The organism is Agrobacterium sp. 16-172Ci (assembly GCF_053522725.1).
In genome coordinates this window covers 399,422-424,599 of the sequence record NZ_JBNWBW010000001.1, presented here as the reverse complement: position 1 = coordinate 424,599, position 25,178 = coordinate 399,422, and the positions used below count along the sequence as shown (strand labels likewise).

Below are 25,178 nucleotides of genomic sequence, written 5' to 3'. Positions count from 1 at the left end.
TGGCCGGCTCTCCCTAATAGAGCCCATAAGGGAAATAACGCCGGTAGATTTCCTCCAGCCGGCCGTTGCGGGAAAGGGCCGCCAGCGCCTGATCGAAAGCCGGAACGAGCACATTATCGGGATCGACGGTCATGATGGACAGGCCTTCACCGAGAAACCTGTCGGACATATAGGGACCGCCGAAGAGTGCGCAACAGCCTTCGGAAGCGCTTCCTGAAACCCAGAAAGGCAGACGCAGACCATCGGCGAAGATGGCGTCCACCTTGCCTTTCTTCAGCGCGTCATACATCGGCTCGTAGCCATCGAAGCCCTCTGCCGCGGCCTTTGGAAAGAATGCCTTCAGCATCTGTTCGTGCCGCGAGCCGGCAACCACACCCACCTTCTTTCCCGAAAGCGCATCGGCACCCGCGCCGGTGAATTTGGCCGCCTTGTTCACCGCAAGACGGGCGGGCATCAGGAGATAGGGCCGCGAGAAGGTAAAACTCTTGCGCAGGTCGGCGGTGGTGGCGAGGCCGGAAATCACCGCTTCGCCCTCGCCCATTTCCAAAGCCGCCTCCAGCTCATCAAACGGCAGCGCCTGCACCTGGCATTTGCTTTCGACCTTCAGTTGCGCACAGATTTCACGCACCAGATCGACATGGAAACCCGCAAGCCGGCCTTCCTGATCGGTAAAATTGAAGGGCGGGAAATCGACCGACATCAGAAATCTGATGCGGGGAACGGAAGAAAGATCGCCGCCCGGAAACCGCTCCTGCGCATCGAACAGCACCGGCATCCGGTTCCCGTCCGACAGGCCCTCCGCACGTACATCGCTAAAAAAACCAGTAAATTGTAAAGCGAAAGCTAAAGTAAATCCGAGAGCTATATTCCGCGTTACATTCGTCATTCTCATCTATACTATCCGTGACAGGAAGTGGGGCGTTACCATGACGGCGGCGGCGATGCATGGATTATTTTAGGCAATATACACGAGATTCGTTTCGCACGACGCCGGCGACACGAAAAATTACATTTTCCCACGCCAGTGAAAATCCCCTTTCAACCGCTCCCGAACAGGACCAGGCCGGACAGGCCCGCTTTCTCTCGTCGATGGGATTTGGCAGGCCCTATATCGAGGCATTCGAACAACGGGCTCTGGAAAATGGCTCGACTTTGGAGGACGAATTGCTGGCAAGCGGCCTCGTCACGACGGATGCCTATTTCGGCGCTTTCGCCCGATTCCTGCGGTTGCCGTTTGTTCCCGAAATCGGCCCGAACCGTGTGACGGATTTGAATAAGCTGGACACTCAGCTCTCGGAACCGAGGTTTCTGCGGCTGACACCGCTGAACGGCACGCCAACGCTGCTGATCGTACCGGAACTGGCGCGAATGGCGTGGCTGAAAAACATGCTGGATCAACATCCGCGTCTTCTCGACGAATTTGCCGTGACAACCCCGCAGGCCATGCGCAGCGCAATCTGGAAAGCGGGCGAGGCCCGCCGCTCGGCGGAAACCCAGCAGCGGCTTTTCAACACGGCGCCGCACCATTCCGCCAGGATCACGCTACAGGGCCAGCAGGGTTTTTACAGCGGCGTTCTCCTTACACTGCTCATTCTGTCGCTGCTATTTTACACGGAAGCGGCATTTGCTTATCTGCACGTCACCCTGACGATGCTTTACCTTTTGACCCTGCTTTTCAGGCTGTTCGCACTCGTCCATGCGCCCCGGGGAAACGACGCGAAGAACGTCTTGCCTCTTCGGCAGGAAAACGAATTGCCTGTCTATACCGTTCTGGTGGCGCTTTACCGGGAAGAGGCCATCGTCGGGCAGCTCATCCGCGCACTGGAACGTCTGGACTGGCCCAAATCCCGGCTGGACATCAAGCTTGTCTGCGAAGCAGACGACGCTGCGACGATCGAGGCGATCCAGCGGATAAATCCCGGCCCACACATAGAGGTCGTCAGGGTGCCGCCCTCCCTGCCGCGCACCAAACCAAAGGCCCTCACTTACGCGCTTTCCGGCGCGCGTGGCGCATTCGTTGCGGTCTATGATGCCGAGGACCGGCCCCATCCGCAGCAATTGCGTGAAGCCTATGCCACCTTCCGCAACGAGCCGGACGAGGTGGCCTGCCTGCAGGCGCCGCTCATCGTCAGCAATGCCTCTTCCTCCTGGCTCAGCGCCTGTTTCGCACTGGAATATTCCGGTCTCTTCCGCTGCATGTTGCCTGCCCTTGCCGCACACGGCTTGCCGCTGCCGCTTGGCGGCACCTCCAATCATTTCCGGACCGCCGTGCTGCGGAAGGCCGGCGCCTGGGACCCCTATAATGTAACTGAGGATGCCGATATCGGCCTCCGGCTGCATCGGCTGGGTTATCGCTGCGGCGTCATCCGGCGACAGACGCTGGAGGATGCGCCGACCTCGCTACCCGTGTGGCTGAACCAGCGAACACGCTGGTACAAGGGCTGGCTGCAAAGCTGGCTGGTGATGACCCGTGCGCCCTTTGCGACCGCGCGCGACATGGGATGGTTTGCCTATGTGGTCTTTCAACTGCTGATCGGCGGCATGCTTCTGTCGTCGCTGGCGCACCCCCTGCTCTTCGTTTCGCTCGCATTCATGACCATCGCCCTCCGGGAAAATGGCGCTGACCTGCTGCTCACCTGGCAGGGTCTTCTGTTTTTTATCGATGTGCTGAATATCGTCGGAAGCTACACGATCTTCGTGCTGATGGGCCGCGGCAGAATGATTGCCTATGAAAGAAGGCATGTCGGAAGGCGGTGGCTGGCAATACCCGCATATTGGCTGATGCTGTCCATCGCGGCCTGGCGGGCCGTGGTGGAACTCAACACCAAACCCTTCGCATGGAACAAGACGCCACACGCGCCTGTCGCCAAAAATACTCATGATCCGGCATCTTCGGCAGAGCCGAAACAGTCCTGATACTTTTTCCGATCAGCCGCGACAGCCGTTCTCGGCTTCACTCACATTGCCGCTCCGGCAAAGCCGTTTCAGGCCTTACGTTACTGCCGTCATCGGTAACGGCAGCCAGTGCCTTGCCGAACGAAGCTCCTCCCTCGGCAAGGACCGTCATTTCATCCTGAAGGTGGCCGAACCGCTCTACTTGGTAACGAGCTTGTTCTTGATCAGGCCGACGATGATCTGCACGATCAGACCGCCGACACCGCCGCCAACGAGCTGGCCGGCGAGAGCGCCGATATCCACGCCTCCGGCTGCCGCATCGCCCGCCGCGCCGAGCAGCGAACCGAGCACGGTTCCGCCGCCGAGGCCGCCGATGGCGCCGGCAATCAGATTGCCGAGCGAACCAAGATCGGAGTCCTTCACTATCTTTCCGCCTGCCGTGCCGCCTACCGCACCGCCGACGATCTGGGCCAATATCGAAGCAAGATCCATGTCATCCTCCTCAGTCGTTTCCCCGACTATTCGAGGAAACAAAGCCTCTTATTCAAGTCTGCGCAGGTTGAACCGAACCGGCATGGCCGGCCTTCTCTTCCTCGCCGAAGATTTTCCAGATCACGGCCCCGATGGCGCCGCCGAGGATCGGAGCGAGCCAGAACAGCCAGAGCTGCTGCAGCGCCCATCCGCCAACGAACAATGCCTGTCCCGTGGAGCGGGCCGGATTGACGGATGTGTTGGTGACCGGAATGGAAATCAGATGAATAAGGGTAAGGGCAAGACCGATGGCGATCGGCGCGAAGCCGGCAGGAACCCTGCCATGCGTAGAGCCCAGAATGACGATCAGGAAAAACGCCGTCAGGATGACTTCGATCAGCAGCGCCGATACGAGAGAATATCCGCCCGGCGAATGTTCACCATAACCATTGGCGGCAAAACCGCCGATTTCAGCCCCCGCCTTGCCGGTGAGGATGACATAAAGCGCCGCAGCCGCGACGATCGCCCCCAGAACTTGCGCCACTATGTAAGGCACGAGGTTCGCCGCCGGGAACTTACCGGCAACAGTGAGGCCGACTGAAACGGCCGGATTGAAATGACCGCCCGAAATACCGCCAACCGCATAGGCCATGGTCAAAACCGTCAGACCAAAAGCGAAAGCGACACCAAGGAAGCCAATGCCGAGCTCAGGAAAGCCGGCGGCAAAAACCGCACTGCCGCATCCTCCGAACACGAGCCAAAAGGTTCCCAGAAATTCTGAAAGAAGTTTGCGACTCATAACACTTCCCCCATGTTACGACCGCATCAACTATTACGTGCAATTTAATCGTAGTCAAGCTAAATTGCATATTCGCGTGGCTACCGACACAATGGTGGCTAAACGCAGCACAGGAAGAGTGTCAGATTTCTGGAAAATGGAGCGGGTGAAGGGAATCGAACCCTCGTATTCAGCTTGGGAAGCTGCTGCTCTACCATTGAGCTACACCCGCGCCGCGCATAAGACATCGGATAGTTCGCAGCGGGTGTCAAGCACCCGCCGGGGTCGTTATTCGGCTCGAAAATGCTTGGAGAGCTTCAGCCCCTGCGCCTGATAATTGGAGCCGAGGCCGGAGCCATAGAGGCCTTCCGGTTTCTGCAGCATGTGCTCGTAAACCAGCCGGCCGACGATCTGGCCATGTTCGAGGATGAAGGGAACCTCGTGGCTGCGCACTTCCAGCACGGCCCGGCTGCCGGTGCCGCCGGCCTGCGCATGGCCGAAGCCGGGATCAAAGAAGCCGGCGTAGTGCACGCGGAATTCACCCACCAATGGATCGAAGGGTGTCATTTCGGCCGCATAGAGCGGTGGAACGTGGACGGCTTCGCGCGAGACGAGAATATAGAATTCATCCGGGTCGAGGATCAGTTCGGCGCGGCCGCGAGCGTAGAGCGGCTCCCAGAAATCGAGTACATCATGCTGGGCCTTCTTGTCGACATCCACCACCGCCGTGTGATGTTTGCCGCGATAACCGATCAACCCGTTTTCGCCGAAACCCTTGAGGTCGATCGAGAGCGCGATGCCGCCGCCGGTCACGTTGGGCGTGTCGCTGGCAACCAGCGTTTCCGTCTCGTGCAGCTTCAGCAGTTCACTTTCGTTGAGCAGCGAATGGCCAATGCGGAAGCGGATCTGCGACAGGCGCGAGCCGCGTCGCACCACGATCGGGAAGGTGCGCGGGCTGATTTCCAGATAGAGCGGGCCGGCATAACCGGCAGGTATCTTGTCGAATTCCTGCGCGCTGTCAGTCATGACGCGGGTGAAGATATCGAGACGGCCGGTCGAGCTTTTCGGATTGGCCGAGGCCGACATGTCCGCGGGCAGCGCAAGGCTTTCCATCAAGGGAACGATATAGACACAACCGGTTTCCAGCACCGCGCCCTGGGTGAGGTCGATCTCGTGCAGGCTGAGACGATTGAGCTTGTCGATGACGCGGTTTCCGGGGCCGGGCATGAAACTGGCGCGCACGCGATAGGCCTTCGAGCCGAGCCTGAGATCGAGGCTGGCGGGCTGCACCTGATCAGCATCGAGATCGGCCTCGCTCTTCAGCTTGCCGCCCGCAAACAGCGCCTTGATTGCGCCATCCGCCAAAATGCCCGTGGTTCTGGTCATGGTCATCATTCCTTTTTACGGCGACAAAACCAAAAGGAAAGCATTGACGCAAGCCGGTAACGGCAGTATGGCAAGCTTATCCCGTGGTGATTTGGCCGGTCGGCTTGCAGCCACGTTAAACAAGTGGCTAAAAAGACCGGGTGCTAGGAACCGGTCTGCTTTTGCGGCCGGTTTTTTTGTTTTGAAGGTGATCACATGAGCAATAAATGGCGCCCGGCAACCCAGCTCGTTCACGGCGGTACGCTACGCTCCCCTTACGGAGAAACGTCGGAAGCGATCTATCTGACCCAGGGTTTCGTCTATGAAAACTCCCAAGCCGCCGAAGCGCGCTTCAAGGGTGAAACGGATGGGTTCATCTACGCCCGCTATGCGAGCCCGACCAACGACATGTTCGAAAAGCGCATGTGCCTGCTGGAAGGCGCTGAAGACGCCCGTGCACTTGCCTCCGGCATGGCTGCCGTCACCGCCGCCATCATGTGCCAGCTGCGCGCCGGCGATCATATCGTTGCGGCCCGCGCCCTCTTCGGCTCCTGCCGCTGGGTGGTCGAAACGCTTGCGCCGAAATATGGCATCGAATGCACGCTGATCGACGGTCGCGATCTCGGCAACTGGGAAAAGGCTATCCAGCCGAACACCAAGCTGTTCTTCCTCGAAAGCCCGACCAATCCGACGCTTGAAGTGGTGGATATTGCCGGCGTGGCAAAGCTCGCCAACCAGATCGGCGCCAAGGTGGTGGTCGACAACGTCTTCGCCACGCCGCTTTTCCAGAAGCCGCTCGAACTCGGCGCCCATATCGTGGTTTATTCGGCCACCAAACATATTGATGGCCAGGGCCGCTGCCTTGGCGGCGTGATCCTTTCCGACAAGAAGTGGATCGAGGAAGAGCTGCAGGATTATTTCCGCCATACCGGCCCGGCCATGTCGCCTTTCAATGCCTGGACGCTTCTGAAAGGCATCGAGACCCTGCCACTGCGTGTGAAGCAGCAGACGGCCAATGCCGGCAAAATCGCCGATTTTCTCGCCGATAGCGGCAAGGTCGCCAAGGTCATCTATCCCGGCCGCGCCGATCACCCGCAGGCCGATATCATCGCGCGGCAGATGTCCGGCGGCTCGACGCTGGTGGCTTTTGAGCTGAAGGGTGGCAAGGAAGCAGCATTCAAGCTGCAGAACGCGCTTGAGATCGTGAAGATTTCCAACAATCTCGGCGATGCCAAGAGCCTCATCACCCACCCCGGCACGACGACGCACAAGAACCTCACCGACGAGGCGCGTGCCGAACTCGGCATTTCCGGCGGCACCCTGCGCCTTTCCTGCGGCATCGAGGATACCGACGATCTTCTGGAGGATCTGGCGAAGGGTCTGGCGGCCGTTTCGGCCTGAAAATTCAATCCGCAAGGCACCATGGCCTGACCGCGTGTCGGGCCGTGGTTCGCCTGTCCGGTCCGAAAAGATCGCTTCAGGCAACCAATATTTACCTTTACCGTTATCCCTAACGGTGGAAAACAGCGCAACAGGAGACGCCTCCTGCCCGTCAAGTCATTCATTTTCTTGACGATAGCCAGAGCCTATAGTGTAGGATGCGGCGGCAGGCATAATATCGAGGTGTGGCGCGTATGTATCGTGCTCTGACAAGGGATATCGAGGTAACGGTCGATCCGTATTATCTCGAGGAACAATCCGACCCGGATGACGATCGTTACGTCTGGGGCTACAAAGTCGTGATCGCGAACAATTCCGATATTCCGGTTACCCTCGTCAATCGCTATTGGCACATCACCGATCAGAACGGACAGGTGGATGAGGTCTACGGGCCGGGCGTCGTGGGTGAGAAGCCGCATCTGAAACCGGGCGACAGCTACGAATATTCTTCCGGCTGCCCGCTGGATACACCTTCCGGCCTGATGTTCGGCCATTATGAAATGGAAACGGAAAATGGCGAGGTGTTCAACGTCACCATACCCGCCTTTTCGCTGGATTCACCTGGCCTGATGCGGGTCCTGAACTGACATTCACCCGGCAATGAAAAAGCCGCGCCCTTCAGGACGCGGCTTTCATTCAGGCATTCTCAAATTCGCTGACATCGTAGCGATAGGTGGTGGAGCAGAACTCGCAGGTCACGGCAATGGCGCCGTCTTCCTCGCTTGCCTCGATCTCCTCAGCAGTGAAACCGGACAGGACGCCCTTAATCTTGTCCCGCGAGCAGCTGCAACGGTCGAAAACCGCCTGCGGATCGTAGATGCGCACACCGCTCTCGTGGAAAAGCCGGAAGAGAAGGCGTTCCACCGGCACCTGCGGATCGGTCAGCTCGTCGGTATCCACCGTGTTCAGCAGCGTTACCGCCTCCGTCCAGGCATCGTCTTCCTGAACCTCGTGACCGCCTTCATCGCCATCGCCGCCATGCAGGTCGCGCATGCGCAGCCGCTCAGGCGCCTGCGGCAGGAACTGCGCGATAACGCCGCCCGCACGCCAGCCATGGCGCGGCTTGCCTTCGCCATCACGGTCGAAGAATTCGGCAACGCCCAGGCGCACGCGGGTGGGAAGCTGTTCCGACTGGCGAAAATAAACCCCGGCAATGTCTTCCAGCGAGGAGCCATCGAGCGGCACGATACCCTGATAAGGCTGCATGCCCGCACCCTGATCTATCGTGAAGGCCAGAATGCCGTTGCCGAGCAATTGCTCCGGCGACGTCGCCCCGGCCGCAATCGCCTCCGCCAGCCGCTCCTCATCGAAACGGGCATAAGCGCGCATGCTTTCCGGTGCGGTGAAATCCGCAACCAGCAGATCGACCGGGCCGTCACCCTTGGTCTGGACGGTCAGCTTGCCGGAAAACTTGAGCGACGTGCCGATCAGCGCTGTCAGAACGGTCGCTTCCGCCAGCAGGCGGGCGACCGCCGGGGGATAGTCATGTCGCTCGAGGATGGCATTCAGCAGCGGACCCACCTGTACGGCGCGGCCGCGCACATCCAGACCTTCGACCTGAAAGGGCACAACCTTGTCGTCGCCAGCAAAATCGAGATCGTCCAGTTCAACCGTTACATCTGCCATGTCATACTCCTTGGCGCAGCCGTGGCGCCGCTACCGTCCAAAAGTCCGGCTTTTAAAATGTGCTTTTTTTGCTTGTCGCACAGAGACCCGGGAAGAGAAACCGCTTCCGGGGAAAAACGTGCAAATCGTGATGATGGCCCGCCAGCAAAACCGACGAGCCTCTTCGAAGTCCCACAGATGGTAATCTATGCGGTCAAGTTCAAGCACCCGGCGTGACGCGTGTCAGGCCGGGCGATTGCTCATCAAATGACGCCCATGCACCATGCGATGATGGACTTCTGTGCGTGGAGGCGGTTTTCCGCCTCGTCGAAGACGACGGATTGCGGACCGTCGATCACGGCATCCGTCACTTCCTCACCGCGATGGGCCGGCAGGCAATGCATGAACAGCGCGTCTTTTTCCGCCTTGGCCATCAGGGCTTCATTGACCTGATAGGGCTGGAAGATGTTATGGCCGCGCGCCTTGTGTTCCTGGTTCATGGACACCCAGGTATCGGTGACGACGCAGTCCGCACCCGCAACGGCCTTGTCGGCGTCGTGGCACAGCATGATCTCGCCGCCATTGTTGCGCGCCCAGTTCAGGAACTTATCATGCGGTTCGGAGCCCATCGGCACGGCCATCGTCATGCGGTAACCGAAACGGGCCGAGCCCTCCACGAAGGAATGCAGGACGTTATTACCGTCACCCGTCCATGCAATGGTCTTGCCTTTGACCGGGCCGCGATGTTCCTCGAAGGTCATGATATCCGCCATGATCTGGCAGGGATGCGTGTCGTCCGTCAGGGCGTTGATGACCGGCACGGTCGCGTGTTCGGCAAGCTCCAGCAGGCGCGAATGTTCCGTCGTGCGGATCATGATGGCGTCGACGTAACGCGACAGCACCTTGGCCGTATCGCCGATCGTTTCGGCGCGACCGAGCTGCATTTCCGTACCGGAGAGGAAAAGCGTCTCGCCGCCGAGCTGACGCATGCCGACATCGAAGGAGACGCGGGTGCGGGTGGAAGGCTTTTCGAAGATCATTGCCAGCATCTTGCCGGCAAGCGGCTTTTCCGCCGTTCCGGCCTTTGTGGCCGCCTTGCGTGCGCGGGCATCGTCGAGAATTGCCCGCAGGTCCTGCGAGCTGACGGCCGACAGGTCAAGAAAATGTTTAGGTGAAGCCATTTCAAACTGTCCCATGCTCGCGAGCCTCGGGGAAGAGGCCCGCCCTTTATTGTTTCCTCAGGCGATTTTTGCCTGTTTCGCTGTCAGGGAAGCGGCGGCCGCTTCCACGCGTGACAGACCCTCGCGGGCCTCTTCCGCCGTGGTGACGAGCGGCGGCAGGAGACGGATGACGTTGTCTCCCGCCGGCACACCCAGCAGATGCTCGGCGCGCATGGCCTGCAACAGCTCGCCCGATGGAACCTTGGCCTTGATGCCGAGAAGCAGGCCTTCGCCACGGATTTCCTCGATAACGTCAGGATAACGATCCTTCAGCGAAGCAAGGCCCTGGCGGAAGACCAGCGCGACATCACGAACCTTTTCCAGAAAGCCCTCGGAGAGGACGACATCGAGCACGGCGTTGCCGACAGCCATGGCCAGCGGGTTGCCGCCATAGGTGGTGCCATGCACGCCCGCCGTCATGCCGGAAGCGGCATCCGCCGTCGCAAGGCAGGCGCCGAGCGGGAAACCGCCGCCGATACCCTTGGCAACCGCCATGATATCCGGTGCAACGCCCGTCTGCTCATAGGCAAAGAGCTTGCCCGTACGGCCAACGCCGGTCTGGACCTCATCAAAAATCAGCAGCATGCCATGCTCATCGCAAAGCGACCGCAGCAGCTGCAGGAATTCCTTGGCTGGTGCGCGAATGCCACCCTCGCCCTGAATGGGCTCGATCAGAAGCGCGGCCGTCTCGGCCGTGATGGCGGCTTTCAGCGCATCGACGTCACCGAAGGGCACCTGATCGAAACCTTCGACCTTGGGGCCGAAACCTTCGAGATATTTCTGCTGGCCGCCGGCGGCAATCGTCGCCAGCGTGCGGCCATGGAAGGCGCCTTCGAAAGTGATAATCCGGAACTTTTCCGGATGCCCCTTGGAATAATGATAACGGCGCGCGGTCTTGATCGCGCATTCCAGCGCTTCTGCGCCGGAATTGGTGAAGAAGACCTTGTCTGCGAATGTCGCTTCCGTCAGGCGCTTTGCAAGCTTTTCCTGGCCCGGCACTTCATAAAGGTTCGAGACGTGCCAGACCTTCTCGGCCTGGGTCTTGATCGCCTCCACGAGGTGCGGATGGGCGTGGCCCAGCGAGTTGACCGCGACGCCGGCTGCAAAATCCAGATATCGTTCGCCGCTTTCCGTGAACAGCCAGACGCCCTCGCCTCGCTCGAAGCGCAGGGGGGCTCTTGCAAACGTATCGAACAATGGCGCGGCGGCTTCGGCCATGGCTGTATCACTCCTTGCGCGGATGCGCTGTCAGACGGTTGTCAATAGGCTTTCGGGGTTATCCCTTGCCTGAAAATCAAAAATGCCGCCTCGCGGCGGCAGGGGCACTATTGTCACTTCGCCTGCCGATGTCAACAAAAGTCCGCGTTTCCCGGGGTTCTCAAGCCCTAGTAGGTGGCGGCGAATGAGGCCCAAGGTGTTGCCTTTCAGACTCAACTCGCCAGCAAGTTGGGGAAAACCGGAAAATCGATTCGAGATGATTCCCGCGACTCTTGCCACGGAGTCTGCGTGGCACTAGGTTAATCGCTAATTACTAGACTGCATTGCGGCGGAACTAGTCACCAAAAATCAGGCAGAAACCACGCTCGCGGCACGCCCGCGAGGCGGAGAGGGATTCTGCCGACATTATACGCGACGAGCGGAGAAGCGGCATGAACTGGACAGACGAACGGGTCGAAAAACTCAAGAAATTGTGGTCCGAGGGGCTTAGCGCCAGCCAGATAGCAGCGCAGCTGGGCGGCGTCAGCCGCAATGCCGTCATCGGCAAGGTCCATCGCCTCAACCTGCCGGGACGCGTGAAGGCCGGCGGCCCGGTTACTTCGGCGCGTTCCGCGCCCAAGCGCACTGCCGCCCCTGCCCCGCGCGCGGCGAATTTTGCGACCCGCGTCAGCGCAGCACCTGCACGCGCGTTGAACCGCTCGAGCGCGGCAACGGCGCTGCACGAGGAGATCGATATCGAGACCGCCGAAGTTCTCGATTACGTTCCCTCCAAAAATGTCGTTACGCCGATCTCCCGCCGCCTGACGCTGACGGAACTGACGGAGCGCACCTGCAAGTGGCCGGTCGGCGATCCGCTGAAGGATGATTTCCATTTCTGCGGTTGTGAAGCACTGGAATCTTCGCCCTATTGCAAGTTCCATGCAAAGCTTGCCTACCAGCCGGTAAGCGAGCGTCGCAAGGCTTGAGTGTTGCGGCACGCATTCGACACTCAAAAACTACGGGCCTTCGGGCCCGTTTTTTTGTGGCGGAATCCAAGGTGGTTCTGGAACAGAGCGCACGCTGTCTAAGAGGCGCTCCCCATCCCTGTTCTTGCGCATTCTCCGGATGTAAAACCGCGATGGGCCCCTTGCGGCAAATGCTCGGAATTTATCGGCGACGTGCCGCGCCCTTCCTCCCGACAGGTTTCACCGCGCAATCCGGCTTTCAGCAGACCTTCTATCGCTCAAAAGAACAAGGATACGCATGTGCGGAAGGTTCAAAATCGAAAGGCCCGACACCGTTCCGGTCTCGGGCCTTCTGATTTTTAGGGAATTTATCCCGAGTGAAACCATCGGTTTCGGTTTTCTCAGGCTTCCATTGAATATCCGGCGCCGCGCACGGTGCGGATGACATCCTGCATATGCGAAAAATTGAGCGCCTTGCGCAGACGTCCGACATGCACGTCGACGGTGCGCTCATCCACATAGATATCGTGACCCCACACACCATCCAGCAATTGCGAGCGGGAAAACACCCGGCCGGGAGAGGTCATCAGGAATTCCAGCAGGCGGAACTCCGTCGGGCCGAGGCGCACTTCGCGGCTCTTGCGGTGAACGCGATGGGTCTCGCGATCCAGTTCGATATCGCCGCATTTCAGCACCGAAGACAGAACCTCCGGGCGGGCGCGGCGCAGCATCGCCTTGACGCGGGCCATGAGTTCCGGTGTCGAGAACGGCTTGACGACATAATCGTCGGCGCCGGTGGCGAGGCCGCGAACCCTTTCGCTTTCCTCGCCGCGCGCCGTCAGCATGATGATGGGCAGGCGCTCGGTTTCCGGCCGCATCCTGAGCCGACGGCAAAGTTCGATACCGGAAACGCCGGGAAGCATCCAATCCAGGATAAGGAGGTCCGGAATACGTTCCTGCAGCCTGATTTCTGCCTCGTCTCCACGGGGTATCGTGTCGACGTCATATCCCTCAGCCTCGAGATTGTAACGAAGCAGGACGCTCAGCGCTTCCTCATCTTCCACAACTGCAATCTTGGGCACCATATACTAACTCCGCAAGCCGCTGCCTGTCTGTTACTCGGTCACCGAACCGAGCGTGTTGGAACTGTCGTCCTTCGGACGCTCGCCTTCCGGCTGGCTGCCGGTGGTCATGTAATAGATCGTTTCGGCGATATTGGTGGCGTGGTCGCCGATACGCTCGATGTTCTTGGCGCAGAACAGAAGATGCGTGCAGGTGGTGATGTTGCGCGGATCTTCCATCATGTAGGTCAGAAGCTCACGGAAGAGCGACGTGTACATGGCGTCGATTTCTTCGTCGCGCTCGCGAATGGCATTGGCCTTCTCGGCGGAACGCGTGGAATAGACGTCCAGCACTTCCTTGAGCTGCACCAGCGCCAGTTCCGACAGGTGTTCGATGCCACGGGCGAGCTTGCGCGGCACGCCGGTGCCGGCAACCGCGATGACGCGCTTGGCTGTGTTTTTGCCAAGGTCGCCGACGCGTTCAAGGTCAGCTGCAATACGCAGGGTGCCGATGATCTCGCGAAGGTCTGCCGCCATCGGCTGGCGTTTGGCGATGGTGACGATGGCCTTGTCGCCGATCTCGCGCTCGGCGTGGTCGAGGATCGCATCGTCGGAAATGACCTTCTGGGCGAGCGCGGCATCGGAATTGACGAGCGCGCGCACGGCGTCGGCGCACATCTGCTCCGCAAGACCGCCCATTTCGGCGATACGACGCGTAAGGAATTTCAGTTCGTCGTCATAGGCCGACAGAATATGCGAATGGGTCGTTGTCTGTGTCATGGTCTAGTCCTCCGGCTTGGCCTGCATGCGCGTACCCGGAAGCGGGCACGGCAGAAGCACCAGTCTTGTTCGGTTTCGATAAAGCGCCGGCCGGGATCAGCCGAAGCGGCCCATGATGTAATCCTGCGTGCGCTGGTCGTCCGGATTGGTGAACATCTTGTCGGTTTCGTTTTCCTCGACAAGATGACCAAGATGGAACATGGCCGTGCGCTGGGAAACACGCGCCGCCTGCTGCATGGAGTGCGTGACGATGACGATGGTGTAATTGGTGCGCAGCTCGTGGATCAATTCTTCGACCTTTGCGGTCGCGATCGGGTCGAGAGCCGAGCAGGGCTCGTCCATCAGGATCACTTCCGGGCTGACGGCAACGGCGCGTGCGATGCACAGACGCTGCTGCTGACCGCCGGAAAGACCGGTGCCGGATTCGTGCAGACGATCCTTAACCTCGTTCCAGAGACCCGCCTTCTGCAGGCTCTGCTCGACGATCTGGTCCATATCCGCCTTATTGCGGGCGAGACCATGGATGCGCGGACCGTAGGAAATGTTTTCATAGATCGACTTCGGGAAGGGGTTCGGTTTCTGGAACACCATGCCGACGCGGGCGCGCAATTCCACGACGTCAATCGCCTGATCGTAGATATCGTCGGTGTCGAGCGTGATCTTGCCGGTGACCCGGCAACCGTCGATCGTGTCGTTCATACGGTTCAGGGTACGCAGGAAGGTGGATTTGCCGCAGCCGGACGGGCCGATAAGCGCGGTCACCGTATTTTCCCGAACGTTGAGGTTCACGTCGTAAAGCGCGCGCTTTTCGCCGTAATAAACCGAAACGTCCTTGCCGATCATCTTGTATGAGACTTCATTCATTTTCTTGTCCAGCGCCTTTTCAACTGCTGCTTCCGACAACATGTTCATTGCTCAAGCTCCCTCTACCAGCGCCGTTCGAAGCGGCGACGCAACAGGATTGCGCCAACATTCATGACGATGAGGAACAAAAGCAGGATGATGATAGCGCCGGATGTCCTTTCGACAAAGGCGCGCTCGGCTTCGTTCGCCCACATGTAAATCTGCACCGGCAGGGCCGTGGACGGATCCATCGGCGTTGTCGGATAATTCGCAACGAATGCCACCATGCCGATCAAGAGCAGCGGCGCCGTTTCGCCCAGCGCATGGGCGAGACCGATGATGGTGCCGGTCAGAATGCCGGGCATGGCGAGCGGCAGCACATGGTGGAAGATCGTCTGCATCTTGGAAGCGCCGAGGCCAAGGGCGGCGGCGCGGATAGACGGCGGCACGGCTTTCAGGGCAGCGCGCGTCGCGATGATGATCGTCGGCAGGGTCATCAGCGTCAGGACGAGGCCGCCGACCAGCGAGGCCGAGCGCGGAAAGCCCATGAAGTTGATGAAGACCGAGAGGCCGAGCAGACCGTAAACAATCGAAGGAACGGCCGCGAGATTGTTGATATTCACCTCGATAAGATCCGTCAGACGGTTCTTCGGGGCGAATTCCTCGAGATAGATGGAGGCCGCAACGCCAATTGGCAATGACAGCACCAGCACGATCAGCATCATGTAGAAGGAGCCGATCAGCGCCACACCGACACCCGCCGCTTCCGGACGGCTCGACGCGCCGTTGACGAAGATGCCGGTATTGAAATGTTTGCCGAGCTGGCCACTTTCGGCGAGCTGGTTCATCCAGCCGAGTTGCTGGTTCGAGATACGGCGATTGGCTTCATCCGCCGTCAGGTCGACCTGGCCCTTGAAGGCGCTGTCGACGTCGCCAGACGCCAGCAGCGTGACAGTGCGCGTGGTGCCGATGACGGCGGGATCGGCGACGACGATATCGCGAAGCTGCGTGCGCACGCTGTCCGAGATCAAGAGGTTGACGGCGCGTAGACCGGCGCGATCGGTCGGCGCAACGCCAAGGACCTTGGCGACAGCATCGCGGGCGATGACGGGATAATTGGCCGTCATCAGCTTTGTGGGATTGGTGGCCCGCTCATTTTTCGGATCGATGATCTGTTCGGAAAACTCGACCGGAACGGTGATCATCGTCTGCTGGAAAGCGGTGTAACCCTTGGAAACCACCGAGAAAAGCAGCAGGAAGAGAAAGATGAGGCCGAAGGAAATCGCTGCCATGCCGTAGGCACGGAAGCGGCGTTCGGCGGCATAACGGCGCTTGATGCCGATATCACGGCGCGTGGCCTTGTTGACGGCGCTCGCGCCGGCTGCGGGAGAGACGATGTCGGTCATTCATATTGCTCCCGGTATTTGCGCACGATGTAAAGCGCGTAGATATTCAGGCAAAGCGTGATGGCGAAAAGCGTGATGCCGAGCGCAAAGGCAACCAGCGTCTGCGGCGAGGTGAATTCAAGGTCGCCGGTGAGCTGGCTGACGATCTTGACCGTCACCGTGGTCATGGGCTCGAAGGGATTGAGCTGCAGGCGGGCAGCAACACCGGCCGCAAGAACCACGATCATGGTTTCGCCGATGGCGCGCGAAGCCGTCATCAGCACGGCGCCGACGATGCCGGGAAGAGCGGCCGGAATAATGACCCTCTTGATCGTCTCGGAACGCGTGGCGCCAAGACCGAGCGAACCGTCACGCAGCGAGCGCGGCACAGCGGTGATGATGTCGTCCGACAGCGACGACACATAGGGGATCAGCATGATGCCCATGACGAAGCCGGCGGTGATGACGCTCTGCGCCTGGATGAAGTTGGCGTAGTTGCCCGTCGCCAGGCCGTTGATCTGCGTGGAAATGTCTCTGAGGAAAGGACCGACCGTCGTGAGCGCGAAGAAGCCGTAGACGATGGTGGGAATGCCGGCGAGCACTTCAAGCAGCGGCTTTGCCATGGAGCGGAAGCGCGGCGAGGCATATTCCGCCATGTAGATCGCCGAGAAGAGACCGACCGGAACCGCAACCAGCATGGCGACGAAGCCGATATAAAGCGTGCCGGCGAGCAGCGGGATCAGGCCGAACTGGCCGGAGGAATCGGTAGCGCCTGCCGCTGCAAAACGCGGATCCCAGACCGTTCCGAAAAAGAACTGGTGCGCCGGAACCATGGTGAAGAACTGGATCGCCTCCGTCAGCATCGACAGGACGATGCCGATGGTCGTGAGGATGGCGATGGACGAGGCGACGAGCAGGGCCGCGAGAATGACTTTCTCGACCTGGTTGCGCGCCCGGAAACGCGGCGCGATTGCACGCAGCGCATAGGCGCCGCCGCCGAGCGCGGCCAGCAGCACGACGGCGATCATCGCGATACGGCTGGTGGAGGTCATGCTGTTGAGCGTGTGGGCGGCATCGACCATGAACCGCTCGGGATCGCCGGCGATTGCAACACCTTTCGATGCCAGAAGCGGCCGGACCGCAGCCGTATCGGCCTCGACCTGTGCGGTTTCCTCCGGCGTCAGCCGCTGGAGGCCACGGGCGATGGAGGTCACCATACCGTAGGTCAGGCTCTGCTGCGCTTCGGATTGCGCCCGGACATCCTCGGGGAAACTACCGCGCACCGCCGAAGTGACGAGCAATGGGCTGACAATGAGCCAGGCACAGAGAATGAACGCCGCGGGCAGCACCGCCCAGACGACCGCGTAGGAACCGTGATAACCGGCACGGGAATGCATGCTGGAGGGGCGACCGCCAGACAGGGCAACGGCACGGCGGCTGCCGAGCAGATAGCTGCCGATGCCGATGAGCGCCAGTATCAGCAAAAGGATCGATGTGTTCATTAGAGTTCCCTCGGCGTGCCTCAAGAGCACGGTGCGATATCGGGCAAATCAAAAAGTCATCAAAACGAGACCGCTGGACCATCCCATGATGCCTGCCGCCTGACTGTATCATAGTCTGGCAAGCGTCAAGGTTGATACATCCTATCCATCTGTAATCCATCGACAATCATGTGGATGGCGATGAGTAGGAACTGTCAACCGCGGACGACGGCCCAAGCGAAGCCGAATGAGGGGCACGGCAAAGCCGCACCCCTCTTTCTTCATTACATCGTGGAGCCGGCCGAGAACTTCGAGCGGATTTCTTCGCGCTCTGCGTCCGGAGCAGCAACCAGGCCGTAGTTGGCGAGCGGGGAATCCGGGCCGATCATTTCATCGGAAACGAAGAACTCGACATATTCCTTAAGGCCCGGGATAACGCCCAGGTGAGCTTTCTTCACGTAGAAGAACAGCGGGCGGGAAACCGGGTACTTGCCGCTGGCGACGGTTTCGGTGGACGGAACGACGCCCGAAACGGTCGCGACCTTCAGACGGTCAGCGTTGTTTTCATAGAAAGCGAGGCCGAAAACGCCGAGGCCGGTCTTGTTGGCATCGATGCGAGCAAGCGTTTCGGTGTAGTCGCCGTCGATGTCGACTGCCGCGCCGTCCTTACGGACTGCAACGCACTTGGCAGCAGCCTGCTTGGCGTCGGTGATGAGCGTCTTGATGACGTCGGTCGCCTTGGCTTCCTTGCAGCCGTCAGCCATGATCTTCTCTTCGAAGACTTCGCGCGTGCCGTGCTTGGAACCCGGGATGTAAGCAGCGATTGCTACATCAGGCAGTTCCTTGTTGATTTCCGACCATTTCTTGTAAGGGTTGGCAACGAGCTTGCCGTCCTTGACGACTTCAGCGGCGAGCGCAAGGTACAGATCCTTCGGCTCGAGCTTGATGTCCTTGTTGGAAGAGTCCATTGCGAAGACGATACCGTCGTAACCGATCTTCACTTCCTGAACGTCGGCAACGCCAGCAGCCTTACAGGCGGCCAGTTCGTCGCTCTTGATCTTGCGCGAAGCGTTTGCAATGTCGATGGTGCCTTCGCCGACGCCCGAGCAGAAAGCCTTCAGACCGCCGCCCGTGCCGCCGGACTCAACAACGGGAGCCTTGAAGTTCGGGAAGGTTTCGGCAAAGGTCTCGGCAACGATCTTGGCGTAAGGCAGAACTGTGGAGGAACCGGCAACCTGGATCTGGTCGCGAGCAGCGGCGGCGCCAGCGAAGGCGACAGAAGCCACCAGAGCTGCTGCGGAAAATTTAACGATGTTCATTTGTCTCTCCCGTCGTGGGCTTTGTTGTGGACGCAGCCGATAGCGACACTCGCTCTTAGCTTGCGCTCGGCGACCTTTTCTTAACCACCGTAGCCCCATCCTTTTATGTCACTTTGACGAAAGATTTGTGACAATCTAACCTATTGATTTTATTTATAAATATGCGCGACATTAAAAGCAGATACATATTTTATGTCAGAATCTCACAGTGAAGTCCGTGCCGCTGCCCAATTCCGATTTAATGATGAGGCGGGCGCGGTGGCGGGTGAGGATGTGCTTGACGATGGCAAGTCCGAGACCCGTGCCCTTTTTCGAGCGGCTGTCGGCGACGCTGACGCGATAAAAACGCTCCGTCAGACGCGGCACATGTTCGGCGGGAATACCGGGCCCCTTGTCGATAACGCTCACCTCCACCGGCTTGCCGGGTTCGGCCCGCAGCCAGACATCCACGACCTTGCCTTCCTGGCCGTATTTGCAAGCATTTTCAACGAGGTTCTGGAATACCTGCACCAGCTCGTCGCGGTCTCCCTGCACCTCTGCCGGCCGGTCGGGCAAGTGCAGCGTGATGGTCACATCCAGCTCGTCGGCAAGCGGCAGCAGGGTATCGCGCACATGGCCAATGACGGGAACGAGATCGACCTTCTGGTCGGGCGCGATGTTGGCCCGCAATTCCAGCCGCGACAGCGACATGAGATCGTCCACCAGCCTGCTCATGCGGGTTGCCTGATCCAGCATGATGGCAAGGAAACGTTCCTGCGCCTTCGGGTCGTTGCGCGCCGGCCCCTGCATGGTTTCGATGAAACCGCGCAGCGAGGCGAGCGGTGTGCGCAATTCATGGCTGGCATTGGCGACGAAGTCGCTGCGCATGCGGTCGATGCGGCGAAGCTCCGAGACGTCGCGGAACGACAGGATATAGAATGGCGGGCCTGCCCCCTCTCCCGCATCCGCACGGGCGATACGAACGATGAAGACCCGTTCGGAAGGGAAGCGCTCCGAATGTTCGACCTGGTTAGGCTGGCCGGTGGTGATGGTTTCGCGAATGACATCCAGGAGGCCGGGAGAGCGCAGCCGGGCGGAAATATGCGCCCCGGCGGGCAACTGGCCGAAGGCGCGCTCGGCCGCGCCGTTCTGAAACAGCACGCTGGCGTTCCTGTCGAGAATGAAAACGGGGGTATCCAGAACCGCGAGGCCCGCCCTTACGCCGGAAATGACGCTTTCGCCGGGCACTTCTTGCTCATCTGCCTCCTCAGCCGGGCTCCCGTCTTTTGGGGGAGCCGCCGCCGGCCCCTCCCGGGCGGCGAGGATGGCAATGACGGCGCAAAGCCACAGGGCGGCGGGCATATAGGGCGTGTTGAGCTCGGCAACGGCCACGATGGCGAGCATGCTGACGATGAGAACGGGCAACCAGTTTCGACCGAGCTTCCTTCCCAAACGCCTTAACCCACCATCGCCTTCCATGACTGCCATTTCAGCCTGCTCTTTCCACTTTCATCTGACAGCGCATCGAAATCTCATAGGCCAGTTTCATGACAGAGATTCATCATCGCGCATTTTCCACAACGTATATGTGCGAAATCGACGCCGCAATCGCTGCCGCCGCAGCACCCCGGTCAAGCGCTCCTGTTTCACTTGAATTCTGGCAATGGATGTGAACTCATTGGCGTCGAGTTGCCTTTACACAACAACAGCCGGAGGAAACCATGGGCGAAGAAACGAAGAAGCGGACGGTCGATATCACCATAGGCGGCAAACTGCGCAGCTTCGACATCGACGATCCGGTTCTTCCTGACTGGGTTGAGGAAAAGAAACTTTCCGCCGGCGATTTTCCCTACGACAAGAAGATGAAGCGGGAGGACTACGACAGCACCCTCGAGGCGCTGCAGGTGGAGCTGGTCAAGGTGCAGTTCTGGCTGCAGGCCACCGGCAAAAGGGTCATGGCGGTTTTCGAGGGCCGCGATGCGGCGGGCAAGGGCGGCGCGATCTTCGCGACCCGGGCCTATCTCAACCCCCGCTATGCCCGCGTGGTGGCGCTGACCAAACCGACGGAAACCGAACGCGGCCAATGGTATTTCCAGCGCTATATCTCGCATTTTCCGACCGCCGGCGAATTCGTTCTCTTCGACCGCTCGTGGTATAACCGCGCAGGCGTAGAGCCGGTCATGGGTTTCTGCACGCCGGAGGAACATAAGCGTTTCCTCAAGGAAACGCCGCGCCTGGAAAAGATGCTGGTCCATGAGGACGTTCATCTGTTCAAGTTCTGGCTCGACATCGGCCGCGAAACGCAGATCGAACGCTTCCATGACCGTCGCCACAGCCCGCTGAAATGCTGGAAGCTTTCGGATATGGACATAGCGGCGCTGACGAAATGGGACGACTACACGCAAAAGCGCGACGAAATGCTGGAAAAGACCCACACCGATGCCGCCCCCTGGACGGTGGTGCGCGCCAACGACAAGCGCCGCGCGCGGGTAAACCTCATCCGTCACATTCTCCTTGCGCTCGACTATGAGGGCAAGGACAAAAAGGCAATCGGCGAAATCGACGACAAGATTTTGGGATCTGGGCCGGATTTTCTCAAATAGGACCGGAAGACGCTGACAGGCGCCTCCATTCGAGACGCCTGTCTTTCCCTTACTGGCCCGGCAGAATGCGCACGGAATAAAGATTGACCGGGCGGCCGCTGCCATCGATGTCGCTGTTGATGAAGATCCTGCCCGGCGCATTGGGGGCGAGAGATCGTTCGAATGTCGTGTTCAGCAGCATGTCCGCGCGCTCGGCCGTGGCGGTGAAGCGGTGGCGGGAGCAATCGCCCAATGTCGCGAAATCGCAGGCGACGGACACCTGGGTCTGCCGGTCGCTGGAGGATTGCAGCGTGATCGAAATGGTCGAGGACTTACCCGCCATATCCCGCATCACCTCCACCGGAACCTCGACGCTGACGGCGCCATCCTGCGAGACACTTCTCGAGGTCACCTTTATCGCCTTGCCGGCGGGTGTGGCGATGTTTTCGACATTGGCGCGCGGGCCGGCCGAAACACCGGAACTGCCACGCTCCGCATTGAAGACTTCCACCCAGTCGTCGGAAAAACCACGGCCGGCGGAAAGGCTCGGCGCGGGCTCCGTCCCGTTGAAATCCTCCGCCTGCACCTGCGCCGGCGGATTGGGCACGCTGGTATCGCGCTGCTCCGGCGACAGCAGGAGGCCTGAGGAATAGACCCACCAGGCCCCGAAACCGATAAAGGCCAGAAGCGTCACGTAGATGAAAAGCCGGGCGAAAAGCCCGCGGCGCTTGCGGCGGCCAACCGCGACTTCCGGCCGGAAGGCAAGCGAAGCATCGCCCGCGCGGGAGCCTCTCTTCGGCGGCTTGCCATTGCGCTGCCCCGCACTCAGCGGCGCCGGAGCAGCGGCGCCGCCCGGCCGCACATCGCGCGTTTCACCACGCAACTCCGGCTCAACACCCACATCGCCGTGGTGAGGCGTCTGCGAAACGGGATCGACCGAGTGATCGTCCTGCGCCGGACTTTCCGGTGCGGGAGGACGCAATTGCTGCTCCACCCTGTCCAGAAGCCGGTTGCGCTCTTCATTCTCGATCTGGTGGATCAGGCCTTCAAGCCGCTGGCGCTGCTGGGAGACAACCTGCGGATCGTCTATGCCCTGCTTGCGCAGGCCCGCTTCCAGTGCCTGGCGGGAGGATTGGTAAATCCGTGCACGAACTTCGGCGTTCGATCTGTCCGATTTTTCCAGAGCATTTCTGATTGCCGTTTCCAGTCCGCTCACGACCGATCCTTGTTCTATTGCGCTTTGCAAAAAATATGCGGCGCTGCGCCATGGGTTCACGATTCGGTAACGGCTATACCGCCCCTCCGCAAGCATCGTTTGTGATAAAGACCGGATTGCCTTGGGGAAAATCAATTCATTGTGGCGCTACGAACGCAGATTCGAGAGGCGAATGCCACGCTGTTTTCGCTTTCAATATGCTGCTGAACGCGATATTGACTTACGTGCGCGTAAACGTAATTCGTGGGAGGAGACATGCTGCCGTCCGTGCTGAAAGACAATCTGCGTCTTCCGGTCATAGCATCACCGCTATTCATCATTTCACATCCGCAGCTGACGCTGGCGCAGTGCAAGGCGGGCGTCATCGGCGCTTTCCCGGCGCTCAATGCGCGGCCCGAAAGCCAGCTCGACGAGTGGCTGGCAATGATCACCGAGGAGCTTGACGCTCACAACCGGGCCAATCCCGAGCGCCCGGCGGCGCCCTTCGCGGTCAACCAGATCGTGCACATGTCCAACAAGCGGCTGGAGCACGATCTCGGCCTTTGCGTGAAATACAAGGTGCCGGTGGTGATTTCTTCGCTTGGCGCGGTGCCGGAGGTCAATGCGGCCGTGCATTCCTATGGCGGCATCGTGCTGCATGACGTCATCAACGACCGCCATGCCCGCTCCGCCATTCGCAAGGGCGCGGATGGGCTGATCGCGGTGGCGACGGGTGCCGGCGGACATGCGGGCACGCTTTCGCCCTTCGCCCTCGTTCAGGAAATCCGCGAATGGTTCGACGGCCCGCTGCTGCTGGCCGGCGCCATCGCCAATGGCGGCTCCGTTCTCGCGGCGCAGGCCATGGGCGCGGATATGGCCTATATCGGCTCTCCCTTCATCGCCACCGAGGAAGCGCGCGCTTCCGAAGGCTACAAGCAGGCGATTGTGGACGCGCAGGCCAAGGATATCGTCTATTCGAACTATTTCACGGGCGTACACGGAAACTACCTGAAAAGCTCGATCGTCGCCTCCGGCATGGATCCCGACAATCTGCCCGAAGCCGATCCTTCGAAAATGGACTTCGAAACGGTCTCCGGCGGCGCCAAGGCCTGGAAAGATATATGGGGCGCGGGGCAAGGCATCGGCGCCGTCAAGGCGGTGGAACCGGTGGCGGCGCTCGTCGATCGTCTGGCAAATGAATATGAAACCGCCAAAAAGCGCATCTGCGGGAAAGGCTGAAGTCTCCGGCAAACAATGGACAGGCAAAGCTTTTTGCGGAAATTTCAAAACCAGCACATTCAAGGCTTGAAATCCGTCAGCATTGCCTGTATCAGCCCGCCATGAAGCTGATCCGCAACAAACGGGTCACAATCGGGCCGCTTTAGCTCAGTTGGTAGAGCACGTCATTCGTAATGACGGGGTCACGTGTTCGAGTCACGTAAGCGGCACCATTTTTCATTAAAAATTGCGGATATTTCAACGCTCTAGCTTTGGACGTCGTCATTATATCCACCTTTCTGCCCACCTTTTTGATGACGGTAGGCAACCTCTTTGGTAGACAAGTTTTGATACCGATGCTGCGTGCAAGCAATGTGCACCTGTTATTAATTCGGCTGGGCTATCTCATTACCGGTATCCCCGTTCCCCTGCTTCGTCGGAACTTAAAGATTGGAAATGCTTGCTTCTTTGGTAGCTTGGATATTTGGAGATGCAGGTGCAGCTCTTGCTGGATGGCTCAGCCTTGCTGTCGCTGCCTTCGGGCTGCCCGCTATTTTTCGAAAGACGAAGAGTGCAAACGCCAATGCGGAGAGCGCGAAGAGCCACGCCGCAAATGCCGAAGCGTCGTCTGGCAGAGCGATGGCTATGGCAGGTGAAATTCACAGAGCAATTGGCGCCCTTGAGGCAAAGCTTAACATTTCAAACGCGTCTTATGCAGGTGCCCAACTTTCCACCCTGCTTTTCATGATGCAAAATTCGCATCTCCAAGAAGCGCAAAGCTACTATGTCGGTATAAAGCGAAACATCCTCCAGGCTCACCACGATTCAAATGCAGTGCCGGAACATGTCAGGTTGGCAATCAAAACGGTTGAGACGCAGCTTCTAAATGCTCACGAAGGAAAAAGCACGTATAGCCTACCCAAACTCTACCGAGCAATACACGGACTAATAGAGCAAATGGACATGATCGAAAAAATATCGAAGGCAAAAAAAACTACGGAGCTAAGTGATGCGAACGATCGATGACATTCTCCCAACGCTTGTCGATGCTACAAATTCAGGGAAACTCGACTGGCGCCAAGGAGACATTGACGATGGCTATTCCGTGGCGATAGGGCCTGTTTTCACCTTTCTTGTGTGGCATTGGTTTGACGACATTGAAGAAACCAGCGGATTTACCGCTCAGTTGCGGAAAGGTACGATTGTGGTCGATGCTTTACGCGCTACCCAATACAGCCCAAAATTCGGTGCACTTGAAGCAGTGCACGAGGCTGCGCGGCGTTCCTATTATAACGTAGACGAAGCAATCGGCGAAGTAGAAGGAGAGCTGGCCAAACTGCTGAAGTAAGCCACCTTAGAGACAAAGAATGCCCGGCAGCTATTGTGTTGAAAGTACGCC

General features: G+C 59.4%; 23 protein-coding genes, 2 tRNA genes and 1 riboswitch. Of the genes, 9 read left to right on the top strand and 16 right to left on the bottom strand.

Translation table 11 applies throughout. The annotated features are described in order from the left end of the window. Positions 1 to 13: 13 nt before the first annotated feature. Positions 14 to 775: a transporter substrate-binding domain-containing protein gene (locus ACQZ40_RS02145; RefSeq protein WP_078051290.1), complete on the bottom strand. Its 762-nt coding sequence runs from the start codon at positions 773 to 775 to the stop codon at positions 14 to 16. Between the two features lie 170 nt (positions 776 to 945). Here ACQZ40_RS02145 and ACQZ40_RS02140 point away from each other — a divergent pair, with 170 nt between their 5' ends. Continuing rightward, a complete protein-coding gene (locus tag ACQZ40_RS02140; RefSeq protein WP_448747321.1) occupies positions 946 to 2,916 on the top strand; it encodes a glycosyltransferase family 2 protein in 1,971 nt (656 codons plus the stop codon). 177 nt (positions 2,917 to 3,093) lie between these two features. Here ACQZ40_RS02140 and ACQZ40_RS02135 read toward each other — a convergent pair whose 3' ends face one another. From ACQZ40_RS02135 to ACQZ40_RS02120, 4 genes are all read right to left on the bottom strand, one after another. Then, positions 3,094 to 3,387 (bottom strand): hypothetical protein, encoded by a 294-nt coding sequence (locus ACQZ40_RS02135; RefSeq protein ID WP_003519942.1) that lies wholly within the window; start codon positions 3,385 to 3,387, stop codon positions 3,094 to 3,096. Between the two features lie 52 nt (positions 3,388 to 3,439). Continuing rightward, entirely contained in the window at positions 3,440 to 4,165 is a 726-nt protein-coding gene (gene aqpZ, locus ACQZ40_RS02130) for an aquaporin Z (RefSeq protein WP_059759477.1), read from the bottom strand. Between the two features lie 137 nt (positions 4,166 to 4,302). Further along, positions 4,303 to 4,376: transfer RNA gene (locus tag ACQZ40_RS02125), tRNA-Gly, on the bottom strand. 56 nt (positions 4,377 to 4,432) lie between these two features. Then, on the bottom strand, positions 4,433 to 5,530 hold the full coding sequence (locus tag ACQZ40_RS02120) for a 2'-deoxycytidine 5'-triphosphate deaminase (RefSeq protein WP_080856951.1): 1,098 nt from the start codon (positions 5,528 to 5,530) through the stop codon (positions 4,433 to 4,435). A 73-nt stretch (positions 5,531 to 5,603) separates the two neighbouring features. Further along, positions 5,604 to 5,682: riboswitch (SAM riboswitch) on the top strand. Between the two features lie 43 nt (positions 5,683 to 5,725). Here ACQZ40_RS02120 and ACQZ40_RS02115 point away from each other — a divergent pair. Beyond that, complete coding sequence (locus tag ACQZ40_RS02115; protein WP_448747320.1) at positions 5,726 to 6,910, top strand: O-succinylhomoserine sulfhydrylase; 1,185 nt, start codon at positions 5,726 to 5,728, stop codon at positions 6,908 to 6,910. 233 nt (positions 6,911 to 7,143) lie between these two features. Further along, the gene (gene apaG / locus ACQZ40_RS02110) at positions 7,144 to 7,536 is read left to right on the top strand and encodes a Co2+/Mg2+ efflux protein ApaG (RefSeq protein WP_003503545.1); all 393 of its coding nucleotides are present in this window, start codon (positions 7,144 to 7,146) and stop codon (positions 7,534 to 7,536) included. Between the two features lie 49 nt (positions 7,537 to 7,585). Here apaG and ACQZ40_RS02105 read toward each other — a convergent pair whose 3' ends face one another. From ACQZ40_RS02105 to ACQZ40_RS02095, 3 genes are all read right to left on the bottom strand, one after another. Continuing rightward, positions 7,586 to 8,575, bottom strand: a complete 990-nt coding sequence (locus ACQZ40_RS02105; protein WP_065654528.1) for an Hsp33 family molecular chaperone — start codon at positions 8,573 to 8,575, stop codon at positions 7,586 to 7,588. 242 nt (positions 8,576 to 8,817) lie between these two features. Continuing rightward, the gene (argF, locus tag ACQZ40_RS02100; protein ID WP_271044874.1) at positions 8,818 to 9,735 is read right to left on the bottom strand and encodes an ornithine carbamoyltransferase; all 918 of its coding nucleotides are present in this window, start codon (positions 9,733 to 9,735) and stop codon (positions 8,818 to 8,820) included. Between the two features lie 57 nt (positions 9,736 to 9,792). Further along, positions 9,793 to 10,992 (bottom strand): aspartate aminotransferase family protein, encoded by a 1,200-nt coding sequence (locus tag ACQZ40_RS02095; protein WP_080852715.1) that lies wholly within the window; start codon positions 10,990 to 10,992, stop codon positions 9,793 to 9,795. 431 nt (positions 10,993 to 11,423) lie between these two features. Between ACQZ40_RS02095 and ACQZ40_RS02090 the strand changes: the two genes are divergently transcribed. Continuing rightward, on the top strand, positions 11,424 to 11,957 hold the full coding sequence (locus ACQZ40_RS02090) for a GcrA family cell cycle regulator (protein ID WP_448747319.1): 534 nt from the start codon (positions 11,424 to 11,426) through the stop codon (positions 11,955 to 11,957). A 380-nt stretch (positions 11,958 to 12,337) separates the two neighbouring features. Here the strand turns inward: ACQZ40_RS02090 and phoB are convergent, their stop codons facing one another. The 7 genes from phoB to phoR all read right to left on the bottom strand — a co-directional run bounded on the left by phoB (position 12,338) and on the right by phoR (position 20,272). Continuing rightward, complete coding sequence (gene phoB / locus ACQZ40_RS02085; RefSeq protein WP_003493692.1) at positions 12,338 to 13,021, bottom strand: phosphate regulon transcriptional regulator PhoB; 684 nt, start codon at positions 13,019 to 13,021, stop codon at positions 12,338 to 12,340. A 30-nt stretch (positions 13,022 to 13,051) separates the two neighbouring features. Further along, positions 13,052 to 13,777, bottom strand: a complete 726-nt coding sequence (gene phoU, locus ACQZ40_RS02080; protein WP_065654531.1) for a phosphate signaling complex protein PhoU — start codon at positions 13,775 to 13,777, stop codon at positions 13,052 to 13,054. Between the two features lie 96 nt (positions 13,778 to 13,873). Then, positions 13,874 to 14,689 carry a phosphate ABC transporter ATP-binding protein PstB gene (pstB, locus tag ACQZ40_RS02075; RefSeq protein ID WP_003519986.1) on the bottom strand — a complete coding sequence of 272 codons (816 nt, stop codon included), beginning with the start codon at positions 14,687 to 14,689 and terminating at the stop codon, positions 13,874 to 13,876. Positions 14,690 to 14,703: 14 nt separating this feature from the next. Then, the gene (gene pstA / locus ACQZ40_RS02070; RefSeq protein ID WP_003519987.1) at positions 14,704 to 16,026 is read right to left on the bottom strand and encodes a phosphate ABC transporter permease PstA; all 1,323 of its coding nucleotides are present in this window, start codon (positions 16,024 to 16,026) and stop codon (positions 14,704 to 14,706) included. After that, a complete protein-coding gene (gene pstC, locus ACQZ40_RS02065; RefSeq protein ID WP_065654532.1) occupies positions 16,023 to 17,507 on the bottom strand; it encodes a phosphate ABC transporter permease subunit PstC in 1,485 nt (494 codons plus the stop codon). Before pstC ends, pstA begins: the two co-directional genes overlap by 4 nt. Before the next feature lie 263 nt (positions 17,508 to 17,770). After that, positions 17,771 to 18,805: a substrate-binding domain-containing protein gene (locus tag ACQZ40_RS02060; RefSeq protein WP_065654533.1), complete on the bottom strand. Its 1,035-nt coding sequence runs from the start codon at positions 18,803 to 18,805 to the stop codon at positions 17,771 to 17,773. Between the two features lie 195 nt (positions 18,806 to 19,000). Beyond that, positions 19,001 to 20,272, bottom strand: coding sequence for a phosphate regulon sensor histidine kinase PhoR (gene phoR / locus ACQZ40_RS02055; protein ID WP_080855891.1), 1,272 nt, complete (start codon positions 20,270 to 20,272; stop codon positions 19,001 to 19,003). A gap of 233 nt (positions 20,273 to 20,505) precedes the next feature. Here phoR and ppk2 point away from each other — a divergent pair, with 233 nt between their 5' ends. After that, the gene (gene ppk2 / locus ACQZ40_RS02050) at positions 20,506 to 21,387 is read left to right on the top strand and encodes a polyphosphate kinase 2 (protein WP_080855890.1); all 882 of its coding nucleotides are present in this window, start codon (positions 20,506 to 20,508) and stop codon (positions 21,385 to 21,387) included. Positions 21,388 to 21,436: 49 nt separating this feature from the next. On the opposite strand, the gene ACQZ40_RS02045 is transcribed toward ppk2, so the two are convergent. Beyond that, positions 21,437 to 22,582: a hypothetical protein gene (locus ACQZ40_RS02045; protein WP_448747318.1), complete on the bottom strand. Its 1,146-nt coding sequence runs from the start codon at positions 22,580 to 22,582 to the stop codon at positions 21,437 to 21,439. Between the two features lie 255 nt (positions 22,583 to 22,837). On the opposite strand from ACQZ40_RS02045, the gene ACQZ40_RS02040 reads away from it, so the two are divergent. From ACQZ40_RS02040 to ACQZ40_RS02025, 4 genes are all read left to right on the top strand, one after another. After that, a complete protein-coding gene (locus ACQZ40_RS02040) occupies positions 22,838 to 23,800 on the top strand; it encodes an NAD(P)H-dependent flavin oxidoreductase (RefSeq protein WP_125145252.1) in 963 nt (320 codons plus the stop codon). 136 nt (positions 23,801 to 23,936) lie between these two features. Then, positions 23,937 to 24,012 (top strand) — tRNA-Thr (locus tag ACQZ40_RS02035). 217 nt (positions 24,013 to 24,229) lie between these two features. Then, entirely contained in the window at positions 24,230 to 24,805 is a 576-nt protein-coding gene (locus ACQZ40_RS02030) for a hypothetical protein (protein WP_448747317.1), read from the top strand. Continuing rightward, positions 24,789 to 25,127 carry a hypothetical protein gene (locus ACQZ40_RS02025; protein WP_448747316.1) on the top strand — a complete coding sequence of 113 codons (339 nt, stop codon included), beginning with the start codon at positions 24,789 to 24,791 and terminating at the stop codon, positions 25,125 to 25,127. The genes ACQZ40_RS02030 and ACQZ40_RS02025 overlap by 17 nt, the downstream gene beginning before the upstream one ends. Positions 25,128 to 25,178 lie beyond the last annotated feature (51 nt).

What these genes read in the sequence shown, in the direction of transcription:
- ppk2 (WP_080855890.1), top strand. Translation starts at nt 20,506, where the DNA reads ATGGGCGAAGAAACGAAGAAGCGGACGGTCGATATCACCATAGGCGGC.
- ACQZ40_RS02115 (WP_448747320.1), top strand. Translation starts at nt 5,726, where the DNA reads ATGAGCAATAAATGGCGCCCGGCAACCCAGCTCGTTCACGGCGGTACG.
- ACQZ40_RS02095 (WP_080852715.1), bottom strand. Translation starts at nt 10,992, where the DNA reads ATGGCCGAAGCCGCCGCGCCATTGTTCGATACGTTTGCAAGAGCCCCC.
- ACQZ40_RS02120 (WP_080856951.1), bottom strand. Translation starts at nt 5,530, where the DNA reads ATGACCAGAACCACGGGCATTTTGGCGGATGGCGCAATCAAGGCGCTG.
- ACQZ40_RS02105 (WP_065654528.1), bottom strand. Translation starts at nt 8,575, where the DNA reads ATGGCAGATGTAACGGTTGAACTGGACGATCTCGATTTTGCTGGCGAC.
- pstB (WP_003519986.1), bottom strand. Translation starts at nt 14,689, where the DNA reads ATGAACATGTTGTCGGAAGCAGCAGTTGAAAAGGCGCTGGACAAGAAA.
- pstC (WP_065654532.1), bottom strand. Translation starts at nt 17,507, where the DNA reads ATGAACACATCGATCCTTTTGCTGATACTGGCGCTCATCGGCATCGGC.
- ACQZ40_RS02060 (WP_065654533.1), bottom strand. Translation starts at nt 18,805, where the DNA reads ATGAACATCGTTAAATTTTCCGCAGCAGCTCTGGTGGCTTCTGTCGCC.
- ACQZ40_RS02090 (WP_448747319.1), top strand. Translation starts at nt 11,424, where the DNA reads ATGAACTGGACAGACGAACGGGTCGAAAAACTCAAGAAATTGTGGTCC.
- ACQZ40_RS02135 (WP_003519942.1), bottom strand. Translation starts at nt 3,387, where the DNA reads ATGGATCTTGCTTCGATATTGGCCCAGATCGTCGGCGGTGCGGTAGGC.
- aqpZ (WP_059759477.1), bottom strand. Translation starts at nt 4,165, where the DNA reads ATGAGTCGCAAACTTCTTTCAGAATTTCTGGGAACCTTTTGGCTCGTG.
- ACQZ40_RS02145 (WP_078051290.1), bottom strand. Translation starts at nt 775, where the DNA reads ATGCCGGTGCTGTTCGATGCGCAGGAGCGGTTTCCGGGCGGCGATCTT.
- pstA (WP_003519987.1), bottom strand. Translation starts at nt 16,026, where the DNA reads ATGACCGACATCGTCTCTCCCGCAGCCGGCGCGAGCGCCGTCAACAAG.
- apaG (WP_003503545.1), top strand. Translation starts at nt 7,144, where the DNA reads ATGTATCGTGCTCTGACAAGGGATATCGAGGTAACGGTCGATCCGTAT.
- phoR (WP_080855891.1), bottom strand. Translation starts at nt 20,272, where the DNA reads ATGGCAGTCATGGAAGGCGATGGTGGGTTAAGGCGTTTGGGAAGGAAG.
- ACQZ40_RS02025 (WP_448747316.1), top strand. Translation starts at nt 24,789, where the DNA reads ATGCGAACGATCGATGACATTCTCCCAACGCTTGTCGATGCTACAAAT.
- phoU (WP_065654531.1), bottom strand. Translation starts at nt 13,777, where the DNA reads ATGACACAGACAACGACCCATTCGCATATTCTGTCGGCCTATGACGAC.
- ACQZ40_RS02040 (WP_125145252.1), top strand. Translation starts at nt 22,838, where the DNA reads ATGCTGCCGTCCGTGCTGAAAGACAATCTGCGTCTTCCGGTCATAGCA.
- ACQZ40_RS02140 (WP_448747321.1), top strand. Translation starts at nt 946, where the DNA reads ATGGATTATTTTAGGCAATATACACGAGATTCGTTTCGCACGACGCCG.
- phoB (WP_003493692.1), bottom strand. Translation starts at nt 13,021, where the DNA reads ATGGTGCCCAAGATTGCAGTTGTGGAAGATGAGGAAGCGCTGAGCGTC.
- argF (WP_271044874.1), bottom strand. Translation starts at nt 9,735, where the DNA reads ATGGCTTCACCTAAACATTTTCTTGACCTGTCGGCCGTCAGCTCGCAG.